At 63.2% G+C, this 17,856-nt stretch carries 19 protein-coding genes and 2 pseudogenes; 12 read left to right on the forward strand and 9 right to left on the reverse strand.

Translation table 11 applies throughout. The features are described 5' to 3' along the window. The first annotated feature begins 142 nt into the window (after positions 1-142). Complete coding sequence (locus V1286_RS31270) at positions 143-370, forward strand: hypothetical protein (protein ID WP_108512270.1); 228 nt, start codon at positions 143-145, stop codon at positions 368-370. A gap of 42 nt (positions 371-412) precedes the next feature. Here the strand turns inward: V1286_RS31270 and V1286_RS31275 are convergent, their stop codons facing one another. Then, the gene (locus V1286_RS31275) at positions 413-1,219 is read right to left on the reverse strand and encodes a transglutaminase-like domain-containing protein (RefSeq protein ID WP_334486273.1); all 807 of its coding nucleotides are present in this window, start codon (positions 1,217-1,219) and stop codon (positions 413-415) included. A gap of 194 nt (positions 1,220-1,413) precedes the next feature. On the opposite strand from V1286_RS31275, the gene V1286_RS31280 reads away from it, so the two are divergent. From V1286_RS31280 to V1286_RS31315, 9 genes and pseudogenes are all read left to right on the forward strand, one after another. Continuing rightward, positions 1,414-1,680: a hypothetical protein gene (locus V1286_RS31280; protein WP_334486275.1), complete on the forward strand. Its 267-nt coding sequence runs from the start codon at positions 1,414-1,416 to the stop codon at positions 1,678-1,680. Next, positions 1,677-1,976, forward strand: a complete 300-nt coding sequence (locus tag V1286_RS31285; RefSeq protein ID WP_108512273.1) for a hypothetical protein — start codon at positions 1,677-1,679, stop codon at positions 1,974-1,976. The genes V1286_RS31280 and V1286_RS31285 overlap by 4 nt, the downstream gene beginning before the upstream one ends. 85 nt (positions 1,977-2,061) lie before the next feature. Further along, positions 2,062-2,241 carry a hypothetical protein gene (locus V1286_RS31290; protein WP_334486279.1) on the forward strand — a complete coding sequence of 60 codons (180 nt, stop codon included), beginning with the start codon at positions 2,062-2,064 and terminating at the stop codon, positions 2,239-2,241. 28 nt (positions 2,242-2,269) lie between these two features. Further along, positions 2,270-2,548, forward strand: a complete 279-nt coding sequence (locus tag V1286_RS31295) for a DUF1488 family protein (protein WP_108512275.1) — start codon at positions 2,270-2,272, stop codon at positions 2,546-2,548. A gap of 122 nt (positions 2,549-2,670) precedes the next feature. Continuing rightward, on the forward strand, positions 2,671-4,146 hold the full coding sequence (locus tag V1286_RS31300) for an amidase (protein ID WP_334486284.1): 1,476 nt from the start codon (positions 2,671-2,673) through the stop codon (positions 4,144-4,146). A 78-nt stretch (positions 4,147-4,224) separates the two neighbouring features. Next, positions 4,225-4,683 (forward strand): hypothetical protein, encoded by a 459-nt coding sequence (locus V1286_RS31305; protein ID WP_334486287.1) that lies wholly within the window; start codon positions 4,225-4,227, stop codon positions 4,681-4,683. Positions 4,684-4,784: 101 nt separating this feature from the next. After that, on the forward strand, positions 4,785-6,191 hold the full coding sequence (locus V1286_RS31310) for a DUF7986 domain-containing protein (RefSeq protein WP_334486290.1): 1,407 nt from the start codon (positions 4,785-4,787) through the stop codon (positions 6,189-6,191). 135 nt (positions 6,192-6,326) lie between these two features. After that, positions 6,327-6,689, forward strand: a pseudogene (locus tag V1286_RS39065) (hypothetical protein); the annotation flags it as partial. Positions 6,690-6,982: 293 nt separating this feature from the next. Then, positions 6,983-7,231 (forward strand): annotated as a pseudogene (locus tag V1286_RS31315) (integrase core domain-containing protein); the annotation flags it as partial. A gap of 46 nt (positions 7,232-7,277) precedes the next feature. Here V1286_RS31315 and V1286_RS31320 read toward each other — a convergent pair. Then, positions 7,278-7,565, reverse strand: a complete 288-nt coding sequence (locus V1286_RS31320; protein ID WP_334486293.1) for a hypothetical protein — start codon at positions 7,563-7,565, stop codon at positions 7,278-7,280. A gap of 576 nt (positions 7,566-8,141) precedes the next feature. Here V1286_RS31320 and V1286_RS31325 point away from each other — a divergent pair. Continuing rightward, complete coding sequence (locus V1286_RS31325) at positions 8,142-9,815, forward strand: tetratricopeptide repeat protein (RefSeq protein ID WP_334486296.1); 1,674 nt, start codon at positions 8,142-8,144, stop codon at positions 9,813-9,815. Between the two features lie 17 nt (positions 9,816-9,832). Here V1286_RS31325 and V1286_RS31330 read toward each other — a convergent pair whose 3' ends face one another. After that, complete coding sequence (locus tag V1286_RS31330; RefSeq protein WP_334486299.1) at positions 9,833-10,186, reverse strand: winged helix-turn-helix transcriptional regulator; 354 nt, start codon at positions 10,184-10,186, stop codon at positions 9,833-9,835. A 109-nt stretch (positions 10,187-10,295) separates the two neighbouring features. Between V1286_RS31330 and V1286_RS31335 the strand changes: the two genes are divergently transcribed. Then, entirely contained in the window at positions 10,296-11,000 is a 705-nt protein-coding gene (locus V1286_RS31335; protein WP_334486302.1) for a glutathione S-transferase family protein, read from the forward strand. A gap of 66 nt (positions 11,001-11,066) precedes the next feature. Here the strand turns inward: V1286_RS31335 and V1286_RS31340 are convergent, their stop codons facing one another. The 6 genes from V1286_RS31340 to V1286_RS31365 form a co-directional block, all read right to left on the reverse strand. After that, on the reverse strand, positions 11,067-11,300 hold the full coding sequence (locus V1286_RS31340; protein WP_108512281.1) for a hypothetical protein: 234 nt from the start codon (positions 11,298-11,300) through the stop codon (positions 11,067-11,069). 610 nt (positions 11,301-11,910) lie between these two features. Next, positions 11,911-13,440 (reverse strand): ABC transporter substrate-binding protein, encoded by a 1,530-nt coding sequence (locus tag V1286_RS31345; RefSeq protein ID WP_334486306.1) that lies wholly within the window; start codon positions 13,438-13,440, stop codon positions 11,911-11,913. 46 nt (positions 13,441-13,486) lie between these two features. Further along, a complete protein-coding gene (locus V1286_RS31350) occupies positions 13,487-14,437 on the reverse strand; it encodes an ABC transporter ATP-binding protein (protein ID WP_334486309.1) in 951 nt (316 codons plus the stop codon). Further along, positions 14,434-15,414 (reverse strand): ABC transporter ATP-binding protein, encoded by a 981-nt coding sequence (locus tag V1286_RS31355; protein WP_334486311.1) that lies wholly within the window; start codon positions 15,412-15,414, stop codon positions 14,434-14,436. Before V1286_RS31355 ends, V1286_RS31350 begins: the two co-directional genes overlap by 4 nt. After that, positions 15,411-16,292 carry an ABC transporter permease gene (locus tag V1286_RS31360; protein ID WP_334486314.1) on the reverse strand — a complete coding sequence of 294 codons (882 nt, stop codon included), beginning with the start codon at positions 16,290-16,292 and terminating at the stop codon, positions 15,411-15,413. The genes V1286_RS31355 and V1286_RS31360 overlap by 4 nt, the downstream gene beginning before the upstream one ends. Then, a complete protein-coding gene (locus V1286_RS31365) occupies positions 16,289-17,206 on the reverse strand; it encodes an ABC transporter permease (protein WP_108512285.1) in 918 nt (305 codons plus the stop codon). The genes V1286_RS31360 and V1286_RS31365 overlap by 4 nt, the downstream gene beginning before the upstream one ends. Between the last annotated feature and the right edge of the window lie 650 nt (positions 17,207-17,856).

Here is a 17,856-nt window from a genome sequence, read left to right on the forward strand (position 1 = left end):
TGGCGAGGCCCTGCGAATCTCCGGCAAGATCGGAACGATATCTCTCCATCTGACATCTCTCCATCTTGTGCCGCCGCCCATTCAGACCAGCCGCCGAGCCAGCTCCGACGAGATCATCGCGGTGAACGCGAAAGGAATGACGATGAAGAAACCCCTGCTTTCCATTGAAGAGCCGGAGCCGAAGAAGACGGTGCGGGCCGACAGGCCTCCGACCGAAGGGTTCGCGACGATCGTCGACGGCCATTTCAAGTCGCAGTTTGACACGGCCGAGGCTGCGGAAGTCTCCGGCCGAAAGCTGAAGACCGCTTATCCGATGCTTCAGGTCCAGGTCTACGATGCCGTCATGAAGGCGCGCACCTTGTTGAGCTAGCTGGCTGGCTAACCAAGCCGGTCGACTCGAGACGATCCGTCGTCACGCAACCTCGTCGGTCCAGACCTTGAAGCCGGCCAATGTGTTTGGCCCAAACGTCTGGGTGATCGGCACATCGGAGGCATCGCGCCCCTGCGCGATCAGGATGCGGCCGATCCTTGGCACGTTGTTGCGCGGATCGAAGGTGCGCCAGTGCCCGCCGATATAGGCTTCGAACCAGCCGGCGAAATCGCCTGCGGCCCAGGGCTTCGGCGTACCGATGTCGCTGAGATAGCCCGTGCAATAGCGTGCGGGAATGTTCATGCAGCGGCAGAACGCGACGGCAAGATGAGCGTAATCGCGGCAGACGCCCTTGCCTTCCGTGTAAGCCTCCCACGCCGTCTTGCTGGCGCGCGCATGCTCGTATCCGAATGCGATGTGACGGTGCACGAAATCGCAGATCGCCTGGACCCGCGCCCAGCCTGGCGGCGTTTTCTCGAACAATTGCCAGGCGATTTCCGAAAGCCGCTCGGTCTCGCAATAGCGGCTGCCGAGCAGATAGACCAGGGTGTCCGCGGGCAAGTCCTCGACCGCATGCTGAACCGCGGAAGCAAACACCGGATCGGGCAGGCCGCTGTCGCGAACGACGCCATCGGCCGCGAGACGCACGCGGCCGGCGGGCGCAACCATGCGGCTGCACCAATTGCCGAACATGTCGCGATAGGGTGCGATCTCGACGACGGGGTCGGTGGTGAGGAAGTCCGGCACAATGACGTCGGACGCACGGGTGAAGTGTGTGCCCAGCACCATGATCATCGGCGTCGGCTGCGGGAAATCGTAGAGCATTTCGAATCCGACGCGAATCTTCACTCGAAAGCCCTTCTCCATCTACTGACTGCTCGAAGTGGCTACGAAACCGGCGAATACAAGGCGCGGGCTGCCTCATTCGACCAAATGCGGCGAGTACCAAAGAAAACGATAGCTAATTGGCGCAAAAGCGCGCACGTTGCGATGATGTCCGCAAAACATGATGACTTCGTGCGCAGATACGCGAGGCTGCCGGCATGACCACGCGCACACGACGGGAAACGGTTCATTTCAGGCATCCGTTCCGCATCAAGGGTATCGATCGGCAGCTCGCACCGGGGGCTTACGAAATCATCACCGACGAGGAGATGATCGAGGGCCTTTCGTTTCCGTGTTTTCGGCGGGTCGCCACCATGATCATGGTGCCCGGCGCGCCGCCGCACCGCTCCGCGATGGAAATGATCTCGATCAGTTCGATCGATCTGTCCGACGCGCAACGCATCGACGCGAGCGCCCCCGCGTGACCGAGACCCCGATCGAGCTCGACAAGCATCGCGGCATGGCGGCGCAGAAGGCCACCGATATCCGTCGCGTGCTTGCCGACGTCGAGGCCAACGCAAAACTGTTGCGTGACGAGCAGGGCGCTGTCGAACTCCAGCTCCTTGCCGTGCCGGCCACCTCGTGGCCCGAGGCGGTGGCCAAGGCGCGTTACGTGCTCAATCTGTATTCGGCCGGTCTCGCGCCGACCGACACCCATCACCGCGACCTCGTCGCCGCGGTGCTTGCCGATCTTACCCGGCTTTCCGGGGAGGAGACCTGAACAGGACGATGTTCGGCCTAAAAGAACTGTACACTTCATCCAGCCGTCCCGACCAGGATCGAACGGCGTAAACCGAAAGCACCTGATGCAGAACCTCTCGCCACGTCACGTCATGACCGAAGAATCGCTTCGTCTCGGGGTAGAGTCCGGCTGGTACTCGACCAAAGTCAGCGGAACCTTCGTCTCGGGCCCGCATTCTTCCGAAGCGGACTGCCTGCGCAGGATCGCAGAAATCAATCCGCCGGTAACGAAAAAGAAGAGTTAAGTCCGCTCCGTTCCGGGAGGAAAGCCTGATGACGTTCGCGCGCGGCAACATCCGAGGCTATGACGATGACCGGATGGTCCTGCTGTTCTCGATGATGGACGGCGGCAGGGAAGTGCCCTGCGCCGTCAGCGCTTCGGCGATGGACGATCTGGAACACGTGCCGCGGACGCCGGCCAACCGGCGCGAGGAACAGTTCGCGCGGTTGCGGGACCGGATCGAAGCCTGCGCGTCCCGCAAATTCCAGGCGCGGGAGTTCGAAGGCACTCCCCCCGGCATCATCGTGCGCAGCATCGATTTCCGTTCCTGACGCTGCGGCTCAGCGCTGTCACGACGGCCGCGATGAAGCGGTCTGCGGACCGGTGAAAAAAAGTTCCGCCCTCCCCAATCATGTTCTAAGGTTCCGAGCTATTTTCCGAGGGGACCGATTGCATGAACTTGCCGATGAGCTGGGACGAATGGGCTGACCACGACGGCGTTGCGCTGGCTGCGCGCGTAGCGAAGGGTGAACTGACGGCCGCGGAACTGGCTGCGCAGGCGGCCGCCGGCATCGCCAAAGTCGATCCCGCGCTTTCAGCCGTCGTCGAAATCTTCGAGGATGCGGTCACAGACCCCGGCACCGACGGCACCAACCTCGACGGCCCGTTTGCCGGCCTGCCCTTCCTGATGAAGGATCTTGGCCCGACAATGAAGGGCCGCCTGCAGGAAATGGGCTCGCTCTACATGCGCGGTAACCGCGCCACGGCCGACACGTTCATGACGACGAAGATGCGCGGGGCCGGGCTCAATCTGATCGGCCGCACCACGACGCCGGAATTCGGCGTCTGCAGTTCGGCCGAAAATCCCGCCGTCTATGTCACGCGCAACCCCTGGAATACCGACTACACCACCTGCGGCTCGTCGGCCGGCAGCGCCGCGATGGTCGCCGCCGGCGCGGTGCCGATCGCGCATGCGACCGACGGCGGCGGCTCGATCCGAATCCCAGCCGGCGTCAACGGCAATATCGGGCTGAAGGTCTCGCGCGGCGTGTTCTCGCTATCGCCGCTTCTGTCCGACCTCAGCGGGCTGGTCTCCATCCAGGGCTGCCAGTCGCGCACGGTGCGCGACACCGCGGCTTTCGTCGACGCCTGCCGCGGGCCGGCGCCGGGCGAATTCATGCCGTTCTGGAGTTCGCCGGAGCCTTATACGCGGATGATCATGCGCGATCCGGGCCGGCTGAAAATCGCGCTGTCGTACAAGTGGGGCGATTACCAGGCGACGCCGCAGATCGCGGCCGAGCTGCAAAAGGTCGGGCGCTTCCTTGAAGGCCTCGGCCATCACGTCGATTACGCCTTGCCCGATCTGGATTATCGCGAAGCCTTCGCGGCGCAGACCACCTGCTACATCAGCAATTTTGCGATCGTCATCGGCAACATGCTCGCCGCGCGCGGGCTGATGCAGCCGCCGGCCGATCTGATCGAACCGGTCAACGTGCGGATCTGGGAGGCGGGCCGACACATGAGCTTTGCCGACCGGGCGCGCATGCAGGCGGTGTTCAACACCACCTCGCGCGGCTTCGGCGCCTTCTTCGAGGATTGGGACATCATCCTGACCCCGATCACGGCATTGCCGACGCCGAAGGTCGGCACCACGGAGTACCTCACGATCAGCGACAATCCGTCCGTGCTGGACTGGTTCGGCAATCTCTGGCGCAATTTTGCCTTCACGCCGCTCGCCAATCTCTGCGGCATCCCCGCGATCTCGCTGCCGCTCGCCACCCACGAGCACGGCCTGCCGCTCGGCATCCAGGCGATCGGAAAGCAGGCCAATGACGGGCTGTTGTTGCAACTGGCCGCGCAGATCGAGCGCGCGATCGGCGGCAAGTGGAACGCGGGGGAGAAGCCGGGCGTGCATGTGACGAACGGCTGAACGGCACAGGAATCAAGTAATGACCATATAAGCGCCAGTGGATTGGAGACGCTGCTGGCGGCAAGCAGGAGAACACCAATGCCGGTGTCACTTGATTGGACTGAGCTGCTACACACGTTCGAATTCGTCAGTCTCGGGCAGCCGTACGAGCATGAGGCCGTGCTCTGCCGGAAAACCGGCAAATTTCTGTGGCATTCTGAATTGGGGGACGACGTCGACGAGTGGCCGGACGATGCCGACGACGAGGAAAAATATCTTTCGATCCCTCACAAGAAGGAACTCGATCTCGGCACGCCGCTGGTGTTCGCATTCGCCAGAGAATTTCTTCCGGACGAACTCGACGAAATCCAGCGGATATTCCATAAGAGGGGCGCTTATGCGCGGTTCAAGGATCTGCTGCAACGAAAAAAGGCCCTCGATCGATGGTACGATTTCGAGAGCAAGGCAACTGAAGCGGCCCTGCGGGAATGGTGCGAAATCAACGGCATAACGATCGAGCCTGGAGCCGGCCCGGCGCCGGAACCGGACCGGCATTGACAAGACCCTGTTGATTTCGCCGCGAGCGATTGCACACCATCATCGGAACGATAAAATAACGCCACGGACCGCGATCGGCGGTCCCGTGGTGGAGCTGGAGTATGGCGCGCAAGCATCTGCTCGAAGGACTGATGAAATGGGCGACGCGCGAGCCATGGCGCGACCGGTTTGAGATGGTCCTCGAAGATCACGTGCTGCCGACCTGCGACGAGACCGGCCTCGCGGTCGACGACATCGTCTCGACCCTTGGCGAAGATCTGTTCATGAGCACGGTCTGGGCCTGCGCCTTCGAGGACCTGCTGACGCGGGAGTTCGACGACGACAGCAACATCGTCGACGAGTATCTGAAGCGCCGCGGATGGAAGGAAGCCGCGGACGTTCGGGCTTATATGACCGCATTACGAAATTCGGTGGTGAGTCTCTATGAAGTGAGTGATGTCGTGCTCGATAAATCGTTCCGCGCTCGCGACCTCGTCCGCGGAGGCGAGCCGGTGCTGATCAGCGAGCGGTCGGCAACCCGCACCCTCAAGCAATGGGACCGCTTCGCCGGGCGCGTCGTTCAGGTGGGGCAGCGGACACAGATCAGCGGCGCCGTGTTGCCGTACGAGTACGAGACGTCGGAGAACCTCATCCAGGGCCTTCGCAGCAAGCTCACCCGGAAGGAAAAGCGGGAACTTGCCAAAGCGATCGGAGAAGATTTCGACCCAGCCGTTATCGCCAGCCTTTCGGAAACCGAAAGGCTGCGTGCGGTAAGCTCGACGTTCACGACCTGCTGGCTCATCGACGCGATCGATCGGGCCGAACAGCCGGCAATGCCCGATTTGCGCAACGCCGACGACGATGAACTCCTTCAATGTACGGTTAGATATCCACTCGCCGACGGCACGGCGGATGACGACGTCCGCGCGGCACTGGATTCATGCGCCGATCTGGTGCCTGCAACCGCAACGAAATGGAACTGGGTCCGTCGGGGGAAGCGCGCCGCCGCGTCGACCGGTCGCGCCCGACCGTCGAAATCCCTCACTATCGAAACCACGCGCGATGACGGCGCGCTCGTGCTCGGCAGCGTGAAACTGGATGGCAGAGCCCTGGTGCTATCGGTCAATTCGCTGGAGCGTTCGGAACGGGGGAATAAATTGTTGTCCACGATACTCGGAGCGCGCGTCGGGCAGCCCTTGGTTGTGACGGAAACCATCGAGCAAGTGTTGGCGTCACGCGACGCGGGTGCGCCGCAGAAGGCCGATCTTTCAGAGCAGGAGCGGAACGCCATCATCCACGAAACCATGGACCGGCATTATCGCGACACGCTCGATCAGCCCGTCCCGGCGCTCGGAAACAAATCGCCGCGCGCCGCGGTCAAGACCGCAAGCGGGCGCGCGAAAGTCGTCGACTGGCTCAAAATGATGGAAAACCGGACGGCCAGGGCCGGCGAGTCCGACAGTGCGATGGCGAGTTACCGCTTCGACTGGATGTGGACGGAGCTGGGCATCGCCGAGTTGAGACGATAGATCACCAACTTGGTCCGCCATTGCGAGCCAACGGGTCGAGCGCAAAAGCGCCGCCCGGCGACGAGCGCAATTGCGCTCGCAATTGTGCATGTTCACTAATTCGCTGATTGGATCGCTCCTCTGGAGGACGATCCAATGCGCGATAACAGCTATGACCGGACGATTGAACGCAATTACCTGCAGAAGTGGCGGTTCCTGATCCCGGAGTACGAGGCGGTAAAGGCGGGCCGGTCGAAGCTGTTCAAGCGGGTTGGGGATTTCTACCGCCACCACGGAACCTGCTCGCAGACGTTCCGCAAGTATTACAACCGCTATCTGCAGAGCGGCGATGAGGCAGATTTGTTGCCGCGCCGCCGTGGACCCAAATGGCGGGAACGGCGCGAGCCAGAGGGCATCGAGGCGGAGATCGTTGCATGCCGGCAGAAGGGTATGAACCGCTACGAGATCCATGCCGTCTTGCGCGAGCGGCGCGACACGATACCCTCGCCCTCGACCATCTATCGGGTGCTGACACGCTATGGGCTGAACCGCCGCACGCCGGCGATGCGCGAGGAGAAACGCCGCATTATCAAGGACAAGCTCGGAGAGCTCGGCCACGTCGATCTGCATCAATTGCCGCGCGATATGTTTCTCGCGCCACCCCCGGCCACGGCCTACATCGTCAGCCTGATCGACAGTTGCTCGCGGCTGGCCTGGGCCGAGGTCCTGACCTCCAAGAAGGCGCTGCCGGCGCCGAGTTCGCCGCCCGCACCAAGCCGGACGAGCATCCGTTCGAGGCCATGCTGCTCGAGCTCGGCATCAAACACCGCTACACCAGGCCCTATCGGCCGCAGACCAACGGCAAGGTCGAACGCTTCTGGCGCACGCTCGATGAGGACGTCATCGAGGGCGCCACCTTCGACAATCTCGACCACTTCGCCAACGAACTGTTCGAGTACCTGATCTACTACAACAACCACAGGCCCCATCAGGCCTTGGCAGGGCAAACTCCCAAGGCCTTCGCCGCTACCAAGGCCACCGCGATCCAATCAGCGAATTAGTGAACATCGACAGCAATGACGGCGGGGTTGCAGTATTTCGGCGGCTCTAGAATCTGCGTGAGGTTGAGATTTCCGCGACTTCACTTCCTCTGCCAAGCAGAGCGTCACGGGCTTCCTTCAGGCGCTTCAAACTCGCCACATTGGTCTCGCGAATTTCGTCCAGACGATTGAGATAGGACAGTTCGGCCCTGACCTGGGCGAGGTTCACCGCATTGTCCATCTCGTTCGATCCTTGCTCTGCGGGCTGATCGGCTTCTTCAAAGGCCATGTCGTGGGCGGGGCGAATTGATTTTAGCATGAAGATGCCGGTCCGATTGTGAAGCTCACCACACATGGCGCAAGAATCCCCTGCCTGCGTAACTGCGGGTGACGTTGGAGAACCCGCCCTCGAAGGTGGCGCCGACCGCAAAACCGTTGCGCCATTTCACTTCGGCGGACGCGGTGGTCAGGGCGGCATCGCGTGCCTGCGCGGCGCCGTTGACTACGAAGCTCGCGCCCAGTGCGCCAGTTGCCGCCCGTATTGAAGTCGCCCGAGCCGGGGCTGGCGAGCCAGGTGGCGTCCTGGGCCGCCGCCGGTGAGCCCGCGGCCACCAGCGCAGGCAAAGCCAGAAGCGCGACGCGCAGCCGCTTGCCGGCGACACAGCCCGCAGCACGGTAATAATTACGTATACCGAACATCTTCCGCCCCCAGCCCGCAGAGGTCCGCGCGCCTCTCCAGAATCGCAGTCCCCATTCGGCACGACTCCCCGCTTCAACTCCCCTTTCCTCTCATTTCGCCGTCCGGAGGTCCTGAGATTGCACCCAGGACATTCTGAAATTTTTCTGATATTCGGCCCACTTGTGCGTTTGGGCACATTTTTAGGGTCAATCCGGGCACTAAATGGGCACAGTTGCCGGTTTGGAGGGGACGGTGCTGCGCTTTTCTGGGTTTGAGCTCGATTCTGAGCGCGCCGAGCTGCGCACATCCGATGGCGGGACGATCAGGCTCCGGCCCAAGAGCCTGGAGATACTGCGGCTACTCGCCAGCAATGCCGGCCGGGTCCTAAGCAAACAGCAGTTGATGGAAGCCGTCTGGCCGAACGTCCATGTCGGTGAGGACAGCCTGTTCCAGTGCATCCGCGAAATCCGCACTGCGCTGGGCGACGGCAAGCGCCAGGTGGTCCGGGTCATTTCGGGGCGCGGCTATCTGTTCCAGGCCGAGGTGACCGAGGTCCCCGTCCCTGCGGCGCCGGAAATTGCGCCCGTCAGCCAGCCGGTGCCCGTTGCATCGGACACGAAGGCGACGGTCGAGGCGAACAATGAGCCCGCGAAACGGCTTTTCGACTTCAGCCGGCGGCGCATCGCGTTCGCTTCTGTCGCGGGGCTCGCCATCCTGTGCACGGCGATCGCCGTGTGGATGTTGCGCCCCGGCCTGATCTTTGCGCGCGGGCCCACAACCATCGCCGTCATGCCGATGACGGATGCGAGCAGCGATCCCCTCGTCGCCCAGATGGCGGCCGACGTCAGCAGCCGCCTCACTGACGGCCTGGCGAAAATCGAAAACATCCGCGTGCTCGCTCCGGAAACGGGCGCACCCAAGGCGGACTTCGTGGTGAAGGGCGAACTGCAGAAGAGCGAGCAGGCCTGGTCGATACGAATGCGCATGACCAACACGGCAACCGGCGAGGTGACGTGGACGGCGTCATATCAGGTCAACCCGGCGGACACCGACCTGCAGATGCAGCAGTCCCGGCTGGCGGCGGGCGTCGGTCACGCCCTGGCGCTGCGCATCAACGAGTTGCTGAATGCCGACGGGCCATCGGCTACGAAGAGCAAGGTCGTGATCGAGCAGGCGACCGCCCATATCAACCAGACCTCGCCGGAACGTTTTCAGGCGGCGCAGGCCATACTGGAGAAAGCGCTGGCCGAAGATCCTGACAATGTCGAGGTTCAGGTCGCACTCGCCGCGCTGCTGATGCGCGGCGTGCAGATGGTGTGGTTGGGTACGGACGAGCGCGAGGCGGCGGAGACCAAGGCCGAGGCGATGCTGCAGCGGACGTTGCGCGCAAAACCCAATTATATTCCGGCGCACGAGGCCCATTGCCGCTTCCTCAACGCCACCAACCAGTTTAGCGCGAGTCTCGTCGCCTGCGCGCGAGCCTTGAGCTTCGACCCGTGGAACGGGATTGCGCTGTATCATGTCGGTCTTGCCCAGATCCAATTGGGGCGCTTCGAGGACGCGCTCGCGACGTTCAAGCAGGCGGACCGGTTCGACACGCCGCAGGTGTCGCGCTGGACATGGATGATCGGTGCCGGCTGGGCCAACATGCTGATGGGCCGCGCCGAAGACGCCGTGCCGTGGCTGCTGAAGTCGATCGCGATCACGGCCGCCAGCGGGCGCACGCATATGCTGCTTGCGGCGGCCTATCAGCAATTGGGGAAGACCGAAGAAGCCAGAGCGGCGATGGAAAAGGGCCGTGAATTGCGGCCCGGCTCGACCGTGCAAAACGTTCCGACGCCCAGGAAGAATTCCAGCCCCGTCTATATCGAGGCTGCCGAACGGATCATGCAGTTGATGGCGGCGGCGGGGTTGCCGGAAGGCTGACGTACTGCGCCCTGCGATTATTCCGTCACCTCGACCGGTAACGTGCTGCCATGACCGCGGCCAGCTTCAGTCGCTTCCCACCAGCTACCCAGCGCATCAAGCAGCGGCACGAGCTTGAGACCGGCCGGCGTCAAATCATATTCCACGCGCAGCGGATATCCCTCGAACTCAGTGCGCGCGACAATGCCGGCGTCCTCCAGCTTGCGAAGCTCCAAAGTGAGCATCTTGTGCGATATGGCGGGGTTGTCCCTGCGCAGGTCGCTGAAGCGTTTCGTGCCCTGCTTCAGATAGTAGATCAGCAGACCGGGCCAGCGACCGCTCACGACCTGCATCACTTCTTCGATGGGACAGCGGGAGACGAGATCTTTCATCCGATTGCTCGTGGTTACAAAAAGGTGCGTCATTTACTTGGGCAGCGCGATCCGTAGTTTCCAGTCACGCTGCGCAGCGTGATCAGCAGAAATCACGGAGAACATACCAATGGAACCGATTCTTGTTTATGGCTTCCCGGCCGGAAGCTCGATGGGGCTTGTCGCCGCGCTCGAATGGCTTGGCAAACCCTATCGGCTGTGCCGCGTCGATATGCTCGGCGAGATGCGCGACCCTTCCTATGCCCGCATCAATGCAAGGCATGAAACGCCGGCCCTGATCACGGATGCAGGGCGGGTACTGACCGAGACGATGGCGATCGCCGGATGGCTCGAGGCACGAGACAGCGAGCGCCGCATCAGCTTCGCGCCGCTGTCGCCGGAAGCAGACCGGATGCACCAGCTGATGGCCTTTGTGAACACGGGCTTCACCGGCGCCTTCTCGCCGCTATGGGTCGCGATGGAGATGGAAAAGCCGAACCCGCAAATGCAGGCATCGTTGCGCGAGTTCGGCGCCGCGCGGGTGATCGAGCGGCATGACAAGCTCGAGGCCATGATCGACGATCAGCCCTTTCTCATGGGTGAGCGCCCGACGCTGGCCGACGGCCTTCTGGTCGGCGTCGCGCGATGGCTCGACTTCCATCAGGTCGCCGATCCCTCACGCTGGCCAAAACTCGCCGCGATACGCCGACGCATTGAGGCCGACCCCGCCGTCATCTATGCAACGGCGCTGGAGAGCGGCGACATTGGTTCGGGAACAGGCGCTTGTGTCGGCCATACCCCACTCGCGGATGTTATCGAGCGGTTCGGCGGCTGAGGTCACTGCGCAGCATCGTCTGGGTGGCGCTGGGCAAGAAGCCCGGCGTGCATCCGGGCAGCCGGACTAGAACGGAAGCTGCTGCTGGTCTTCCGACCAGTCAATGATCTCGAAAAACATGCCGCGCCGAAGCATCTCGCTCTCCAGATTGGCCGCGTGCGCTCTCCAATCGGGCGTCTCCCGAACGCGAAACCGGGGCTGGTCGCCTGCCGCCTTCTGCGCATCATCAGAGGCAAGCGCGCCACGGATGCCCTCGTACATCATGGTGAGGCTGTCGTTGGTGAACGCCTGATAATCCATCGGTCTCAAATCCAATCGAGCCGACCGTTGACGGCCGGGGTCTGCGTTAGCGACGATCAACGCCTGACGAGGATGGTACCTCGCCCCTGGTCGATATACCGTTGCAAAGGCTCTGGGCGTAAAGAAGTCGGACTAGCTAGCGCAGTGGCAATTGCTACTCGAGCCCGCCGCCCCCCTGATCCGATCGATCAAAGGTAGTCAAAAGACAAGCCGTGTCGGGTAGTCGACAGACTGCGGCTCCTGTCCCGTCGGCTCAAGGCACTCCGCTCGCCACGATGGAACGGCCGGACCGGCATTGAGTTCATCAATTAGAAACCGCCTTTCGCAGCCCAGGCGCAGAATTTGCCGATTTCCGATGGTCCGTGGGTAGGCGCGCTCGTGATCGAACCCGGCACGCGTCTTGCTGACATACCGATGCTGGGGATTTGAGGGCCCAGTAAATCACCAACGCCGCCCAGCGATTATACTCCGCTGGTGCGGCGTTGTGTTTTTTCGAGAAACGCTGGCTCAAATTGAAACAGCGACGCGACAGGTCATGGCTTGCTTAAGAGCATCGCACCGCTCAGAAGCCCCAGCCAAAGTCGGTTAAGCCTGCGAGCCCTCGCCGCCCCTACTTCCACTTCGCCAGATAGAAGCGCGGCAGCTCGTCCGGGTACGGCGTGAAGTCGAGCTGCTTGGAGTGACCGTAGGTCGTCACGTAAGTATGCAGCGGCGCCCAGTAGGCCTGTTCGGTGATCTTTTTGATCGCCGCCGAATAGGCTTCCTTGCGCGCCTCCGGGTTAATGGATGATCCGCCCTGCAGCAGCCATTTCTGCACGTCCGGATCGCGCGCGTAGTCATCGGCGCCGCCGTCGAAGTAATTGGGCAGGACCGCCGAGACGTCATTGATCGAATAGCTGCCCCAGCTTCCGAGATACATCCGCAATTCGCCCGCCTTGGCGCGCTGGATCAGGGCTGCCGTCTGAAGCTGGTTGAGCTTGGCGCGGACGCCGACCGCATGCAGGTAGTTCTGGACCGCCGAGCCCCATTGCGGCAGCACGTAACTGGCAAGCTCGACGTCGAAGCCATCGGGATAACCGGCCTCTGCCAGAAGCTTCTTCGCCTTCGCCGGATCGTAGTCGTAGGCTACTGCTGCTTCGGCATCGCAGCCGAACTGCGTTGGGAAGCATGGCGCTGAAGGAACGCGGCTGCCGCCGGTGACGAGCTTCTCGGCGATCGCTTTGCGGTCGATCGCATGCCAGATCGCCTGCCGTACCTTCAGCTTGGTCAGGGGATTGTCGGCGCCGGTGCGGCCGCCGGCGTCGAGCGAGAGAAAGCCGATCCGCATCGACTCTTTTCGCACCGCCTGCAGATGCGGCATCCGGTTCACGGGCTCAATCTGGTCCGGATTCATGTTCCAGATCCAGTCGGCACGGCCGGCGAGCAATTCAGTCATCTCGGTGCTGGCGTCCGGCACGAAGCGCACGCTCATCTTCTTGATCGCCGGCTTGCCTTTCGGACTGCCGGCCCAGTAATCCTCGAACCGCTCGAAGTCGATGGAGACACCGGGCTCGACCTTGGTCATCTTGTAGGGACCTGCACCAATCGGCGCCTTGGCGTAGCCCTCGGCACCGACCTTCTCGCGATAGGCCTTGGGATAGATCGGCAGCACCAGCGCGAAATATTCCAGCGCCGCGGGGTTCGGCCGCTTCAGCGTGACGCGCAGCGAAAGGTCGCCGGTTTTCTCGGCCTTGTCGATCCAGTTGTAGTTCGACGGCGTCGATACGCGGCTCGTCGGATCGGCCACGAGGTTGATGGTGTAGACGACGTCATCGGCCGTGAACGGGCTGCCGTCGTGGAATTTGACGCCCGGACGCAGCGTGAACTCGATGGTGGTCGGATCCGGCAGCTTCCACTCGGTGGCGAGCAGCGGTTCGAGCTTGAACGTATCCGGATTGCGGTAGACCAGCGCGTCCCAGCCCTGGTGGTGCATCACCACGCCGGTGCGCAAATTGTTGAAATAGGGATCGATGTTGGGAAGCGCATCGCGCATCACGATCCGCAGCGTGTCGACGGATTTCTGCGCCGTCGCGGGCACCGCACCGGCGCCGAGCAAAGCCGCCGCCAGAATGGCAGCACCGAGTTTATTTTGCATACGCATATCGCCCTCCATTATTGGTGTTTTTCGAAGTGGCGTGAAGCACGCCCTATGCCAGATGACACTCTACCATTCCCTGGGGAGGCCGGACCATGCGCGTTGGTGCCTCATGGCGGCAGCGCTCGACTGCGATGCGGCAGCGCGGGTTAAACCGGCAGCCCGGCGGAATATTGGCCGGATCCGGCATGATGTCGCCGAGGCCGATGTCCGGCACGCCCTTGCCCGGCTCCGGCGTCAGCACGCTCTCCAGCAGCGCCTGGGTATAGGGATGCCGCGGCTTGCGAAACAGTGCATCGGTTTCGTTGCGCTCGACAAAACGGCCGAGATACATCACCGCGACCTCGCTCGCCACGTGCTCCACGACGGCGAGATTGTGGCTGATGAAGAGGTAGGTCAGCCCGAGATCACGGCGCAAATCAGCGAGCAGGTTGAGGATTTGCGCCTGCACCGAGACGTCTAGCGCGCTGGTCGGCTCGTCGCAGATCACGATCCTGGGTTCCAGCACCAGTGCGCGTGCAATCGCCGCGCGCTGGCGCTGCCCACCGGAAAGCTGCGCCGGCATGCGCTCGCCCATGGCGGCCGACAGCCCGACGCGCTCGAGAATGCCGCCGACCCGGCGCTCGATCTCGCCGCGCGAGAAGGTACCTTGGGCTGCCAGCGGCAGGGCGACGATGTCCTTGATGCGCCGACGCGGATTGAGGGAAGCAAACGGATCCTGGAACACGGGCTGGATCAGCCGGGCACGCGCCTTGCGGTCGAGGTCGAACAGGCGCTTGCCGTCCACCAGCACGGTCCCCGCCGTCGGCTTGAGCAGCCCAAGGATCAGGCGCGCAAGCGTGGATTTGCCGCAGCCGGACTCGCCAACAATGCCGAGCACGCTGCCGGCCGGGACGCTGAAGGTGACATCGTCGACCGCGACCACGCGCTTTTCCGCCGACATCAACCCGGTGTGGACGCGGAATTCGCACCGCAGGTTCTCGACCTCGATCGCGGCGGTCATGCGGGTTGCAGCTCCGCCCAGTCCGGCTCGAGCCGGCAAAGATAGTCGTGCGCGTCGCCTGCCTGCCGCCGCGGAATTTTATGCTCGCAAGTCTCGTCGGCGTGGGCGCAACGCGAGCGGAAGGCGCAGCCGGCAAAGCCAGGTCCGATCGCCGGCACCACGCCGGGGATCGAGCCGAGCGGCCGGTCGCGCTGCACGCGGCCAGGCACCGGCACGCAGGACAGGAGACCGCGCGTGTAGGGGTGTTGCGGCGCACGGAACAGTTCCGCGGTCGTCGCGCGCTCGACCACCTCGCCGGCATACATGACAGACACGTGATTGGCGATGCGCGCAACGATGCCGAGGTCGTGGGTAATCAGCAGGATCGAGAGGCCGAACTCGCGCTTGAGGTTGGCGAGCAGCCGCAGGATCTGCGCCTGCACGGTGACGTCGAGCGCGGTGGTCGGCTCGTCGGCGATCAGCAATTCAGGATCGCACATCAGCGCCATCGCGATCATCACGCGCTGGCGCAAGCCGCCCGAGAGCTGGTGCGGGAACTGGCCAAGCCGCATGCCAGGTGCGGTGATGCCGACGCGGCCCATCAGTTCGGCGGCGCGGTCCAGCGCCGCGACGCGCGAACCGCCCTTGTGGCGCGTCAGCACCTCGGCCATCTGCGAACCGATCGTAAACGCTGGATTGAGGCTGGTCATCGGCTCCTGGAAAATCATCGCCATGCGGTTGCCGCGCAGCCGCGCCATTTCGCGGTCCGACAGCGACGTGAGGTCGGTGCCGGCAAAGCTCATATGTTTTGCCGAACGCTGGCCGCCGCGGGCGAGCAGGCTCATGACGGCCAGCGCGGTGACCGACTTGCCGCAGCCGGATTCGCCGACCAGGCAATGCGTCTCGCCCTTCTCGACCCAGAACGAGGCGCCGCGCACCGCCGCGGTGCGGCCACCAAAACTCACCTGAAGCTCCTCGACCTCCAACAGCGCGCTCATCGCAGCCGCTCCGCGCCGAGCAGGTTACGCAATCCGTCGCCGACCAGATTGATGCCGAGCACCAGAACGGCCAGCGCCACGCCGGGAATCATGATCACCCAGGGCGAAAAGAACATGTAATCCTTGCCCTCGGCGATCATCAGCCCCCAGGACGGCAGCGGCGGCGGCACGCCAAGGCCAAGGAACGACAAGGCGGCTTCGAGCAGGATCGCCAGCGCCATCTCCAGCGTTGCCACCACGGCGAGATGGCTCGCAATGTTCGGCAGGATCTCCCTGATCAGGATATGCGGCATCGAGGCACCGGCGCACCAGGCGGCGCTGACATAATCGTGGTTGCGGACCTGCATGGTGGTCGCGCGCGCCACCACCGCGAAGCGATCCCACAACAACAGCCCAAGGGTCGCGACGACGAGCCCGAGGCCCGATCCCATCAGCCCGACCACCGCAAGCGCGACCAGCACGACGGGGATCGACAACCGCGTCGTGATGGCGAACAGCACGAAATCGTCGACACGGCCGCCAAAGAATCCGCCGAGCACGCCGAGCGTGATGCCGATCAGGCCCGACGTGATCACCGTCATGATGCCGATCAACAATGAAATGCGCGCGCCATAGACCAGCCGCGCCAGATAGTCCCGCCCGAGCTGGTCGGTGCCGAGCAGGTGCCCGGCCTGGCTGCCCTCCATCCAGAATGGCGGCTTGAGACGGTTGCCGAGGTCCTGAATGAACGGGTCCTGCGGTACCAGCGCGTTGCCGACCACCGCGGCTGCGGCGACGAGCGCGACGATGGCGATCCCGATCGCAAAGCCGGCGGTGCCGATGCGCGAGCTACCTGTGCTCGAAGGCTGCGGCGCCTGAATGGCGATCGGCTCGCTCATCCCGTACGCAGCCTCGGATCGAGCAGGGCATTGAGGATGTCGGCCAGGAGAGTGAGGCCGATATAGAACACGGCGAGCACCAGCACCACCGCCTGCACCACCGGAAAATCGTTCTTGGCGATGCTCTCCCAGCCGAGATAGCCGACGCCATGCAGCGCGAACACGGTCTCGATGACGATCGAGCCGCCCAGCATGAAGCCGAGCTGAACGGCCGCGATCGACACGACGGGAATGGCGGCGTTGCGCAGCGCGTGCTTGAAGACGATGCGCGCCCGCGACAGGCCCTTTGCGCGCGCAGTACGGATATAGTCGGACGCCATTGCCTCGATCATCCCCGAACGCGTCAGCCGCGTCAGCGCCGGGATCGCCGTGAAGGCAAGCACGATCCCCGGCATCACGAAATGCTGCCAGGTGCCGGTGCCCGAGATCGGCAGGATGCCGAGCTGCAGGCCGAGCACGATCATCAGAATCAGCGCCAGCCAGAAGCTCGGCACCGCCTGCCCCACCATCGTGAACAGGGTGACGCCGCGGTCGACCCAGGTATTTTCGCGCAGCGCCGCCAGGATGCCGAGTGGAATCGAGATGACCAACGCAAGGCTCAGGCCGACGAGGCCAAGCGTGACCGTGATCGGCAGGCGCTTCTGGATCAGGTTCGCCACGCTGTCCTTGAAGAAATAGCTCTGGCCGAAATCGCCGACCATGGCGCGGCCGGTCCAGGCGAAGAACTGGACATAAAGCGGGCGATCGAGGCCATAGGCCTTGCGCACGATTTCGACGTCGGCCTGCGTTGCCGACGGGCCCGCGATCGAAACCGCAAGGTCGCCGGACAGCCGCGTCAGCAGGAACGCGAGCGTCATCACGGTGAGCGCAACCAGCACACCGATGGCAAGACGCCGGGCAATCAGACGCAACATCTACAACAACCCCAAAACCGACCAGCACGCCCCACGCTCTCAGGCCGGCAAAGCAAGCGCAACGGTGTCACCAAACTGTCGTCCCATGCAAGAGCGAGTTAGAGATTGCCACGATTGCCCACCGCGACAATGCCCATTGCGGTGACTGCAATGCGCGTGCCACGGCACCCCCCCGGTCTCACGACAGGCGCCAGATCCAGACAAGGTTTCGCGGCCGCAAAAAGTTCGAGCGAGTTCAATGTCCCTGGTTCCAGAATGTGGGCCATGCAGGGACCGCACCGGATACCGAGGCCCGCCGCCTCGAAGCCTGCGCCCATTTTTCGAGCGACCTGAACCGAGATGGCTCCACACGGCCGCCGGTTGCGCGTCGTCGGGGCTCATCGGCAGCGAACGAGTCCGAGCTGGTGTCTTGCTTGCGGCGCTCGCGATGCTGCCCGGCAGCTTTGCCCGCACTCATGCGGAGATCTTCGCTTGCATCGTTCGGGCCACACTCGGTCTCGTGCTGCCGGGCAGGTGCGGTCGATCATTTTTTGCGGACTCCCCCAGGGAAAAAACGCGAGTCATCCGTCCTATTCCGTGACGTCTAAATTTTGTCTCAGTCTGCATCGCAGGGTTGACGCAATCTCGACCAACCATCACAGCCCGCGCAT

Source organism: Bradyrhizobium algeriense, from assembly GCF_036924595.1.
GTDB lineage: Bacteria > Pseudomonadota > Alphaproteobacteria > Rhizobiales > Xanthobacteraceae > Bradyrhizobium > Bradyrhizobium algeriense.

Excerpts from the sequence above, each read along its gene's own strand:
- V1286_RS31270 (WP_108512270.1), top strand. The coding sequence starts at position 143 with ATGAAGAAACCCCTGCTTTCCATTGAAGAGCCGGAGCCGAAGAAGACG.
- V1286_RS31280 (WP_334486275.1), top strand. The coding sequence starts at position 1,414 with ATGACCACGCGCACACGACGGGAAACGGTTCATTTCAGGCATCCGTTC.
- V1286_RS31290 (WP_334486279.1), top strand. The coding sequence starts at position 2,062 with ATGCAGAACCTCTCGCCACGTCACGTCATGACCGAAGAATCGCTTCGT.
- V1286_RS31295 (WP_108512275.1), top strand. The coding sequence starts at position 2,270 with ATGACGTTCGCGCGCGGCAACATCCGAGGCTATGACGATGACCGGATG.
- V1286_RS31300 (WP_334486284.1), top strand. The coding sequence starts at position 2,671 with ATGAACTTGCCGATGAGCTGGGACGAATGGGCTGACCACGACGGCGTT.
- V1286_RS31305 (WP_334486287.1), top strand. The coding sequence starts at position 4,225 with ATGCCGGTGTCACTTGATTGGACTGAGCTGCTACACACGTTCGAATTC.
- V1286_RS31310 (WP_334486290.1), top strand. The coding sequence starts at position 4,785 with ATGGCGCGCAAGCATCTGCTCGAAGGACTGATGAAATGGGCGACGCGC.
- V1286_RS31320 (WP_334486293.1), bottom strand. The coding sequence starts at position 7,565 with ATGTGTGGTGAGCTTCACAATCGGACCGGCATCTTCATGCTAAAATCA.
- V1286_RS31330 (WP_334486299.1), bottom strand. The coding sequence starts at position 10,186 with ATGAAAGATCTCGTCTCCCGCTGTCCCATCGAAGAAGTGATGCAGGTC.
- V1286_RS31335 (WP_334486302.1), top strand. The coding sequence starts at position 10,296 with ATGGAACCGATTCTTGTTTATGGCTTCCCGGCCGGAAGCTCGATGGGG.
- V1286_RS31340 (WP_108512281.1), bottom strand. The coding sequence starts at position 11,300 with ATGGATTATCAGGCGTTCACCAACGACAGCCTCACCATGATGTACGAG.
- V1286_RS31345 (WP_334486306.1), bottom strand. The coding sequence starts at position 13,440 with ATGCGTATGCAAAATAAACTCGGTGCTGCCATTCTGGCGGCGGCTTTG.
- V1286_RS31350 (WP_334486309.1), bottom strand. The coding sequence starts at position 14,437 with ATGACCGCCGCGATCGAGGTCGAGAACCTGCGGTGCGAATTCCGCGTC.
- V1286_RS31355 (WP_334486311.1), bottom strand. The coding sequence starts at position 15,414 with ATGAGCGCGCTGTTGGAGGTCGAGGAGCTTCAGGTGAGTTTTGGTGGC.
- V1286_RS31360 (WP_334486314.1), bottom strand. The coding sequence starts at position 16,292 with ATGAGCGAGCCGATCGCCATTCAGGCGCCGCAGCCTTCGAGCACAGGT.
- V1286_RS31365 (WP_108512285.1), bottom strand. The coding sequence starts at position 17,206 with ATGTTGCGTCTGATTGCCCGGCGTCTTGCCATCGGTGTGCTGGTTGCG.